The 1,277-nt window shown below is 48.9% G+C and carries 2 protein-coding genes; both read left to right on the top strand.

Annotated features, from left to right (window positions below):
• A partial coding sequence (gene manA, locus KDK18_RS05820; RefSeq protein WP_257253870.1) for a mannose-6-phosphate isomerase, class I occupies positions 1-689 on the top strand: 689 nt, incomplete at its 5' end.
• Between the two features lie 168 nt (positions 690-857).
• A partial coding sequence (locus tag KDK18_RS05815; RefSeq protein WP_306670873.1) for a tRNA-dihydrouridine synthase occupies positions 858-1,277 on the top strand: 420 nt, incomplete at its 3' end.

The following is a 1,277-nucleotide window of genomic DNA, read 5'->3' as shown; positions in this document are numbered from 1 at the left end:
GGCTGGAATCGCTGGTAGAGGCATTGTGCTGGCTTGGAGAAGGCAAACTCAGGGCTTTTTATGAACACCTGATGGGCCTTAAGGAAGAAAAAAAGGACTGTTTGGTTGCTGCTGCTCTGTCGTTTGCTGAGACTTCGGATCATCCGGCCTGGCAGGAAGTCTGTCGTCTGAATCAATTCTATCCGGGTGACATCGCTGTTCTCAGTCCATTACTGCTTAACGTTGTAGAACTGACTCCGGGCCAGGCCATGTTCCTCAGAGCAGGGACACTCCATACCTATCTCGAAGGTACGGCATTGGAAATCATGGCATGCTCCGACAATGTTCTCAGAGGTGGGCTGACCAGCAAGCATGTTGATGTACCCGAGCTGCTCAAGACCATTGAGTTCGTCACCGTTGCCCCTGCTGATGTGTACCTGAAGCCTGAACGGGAAGAAAATGGTGAAACCCGTTTTGTCTCTCCTGTCGATGATTTTCTTTTTAGTGTCATTCAGTCTGAGCAGGCTAGTGAACCTTTTCAGGTAAAAGCCGCCGAGATTCTCTTTTGTGTGGAAGGTCATCAGTGTATCAGAGCTGGAGAAAGATCTGTTGAACTGACACCTGGCAGTGCCTGTTTCATTAGTGCTATGGCAGAATCCTACCGAGTGGAAGGTGTTGGCCGTCTGGCCAGAGCGACATCCACTCCCTAAAACAGGGCAAATTACTTATGCTGCTTCTGCTATCTCACGATCGTGAATGAGTGACCCTTAATGTCGAACAGGGTTTTCTGATATATCATTGTTCGTTCTCTAATTTTGAAAAATATTATGCCAGTGACTCAGCTCAAACCCTTGGACCGTAAGTTTTCCGTTGCCCCCATGATGGACTGGACGGACAGGCATTGCCGTTATTTTCACCGTTTATTATCAGAGCGCTCGCTGCTCTATACCGAAATGGTGACGACCGGAGCTCTGGTATTTGGTGATAAAGAGCGTTTTCTCAAACACAATCCTGAAGAGTATCCACTGGCTCTTCAAGTGGGTGGTCACGACCCAAAACATCTTTCCCAGTCAGCGCAGTATGCTGAACAATGTGGCTACCATGAAATCAATCTGAACGTGGGGTGTCCCAGCGACAGGGTTCAGAGTGGCCGGATAGGTGCCTGTCTCATGGCAGAACCTCAAACCGTCGCAGAAGCTGTCAAAGCCATGAAACAGGCGGTCAATATTCCAGTGACGGTGAAACACAGGATTGGCATAAACGGTCGTGATACCTACGAGGAACTGGTGGATTTTGTG

Source organism: Endozoicomonas sp. SESOKO3 (assembly GCF_024606255.1).
Note: the sequence above shows the minus strand (reverse complement) of the source record. Positions and strands in the feature narration are given on the sequence as shown.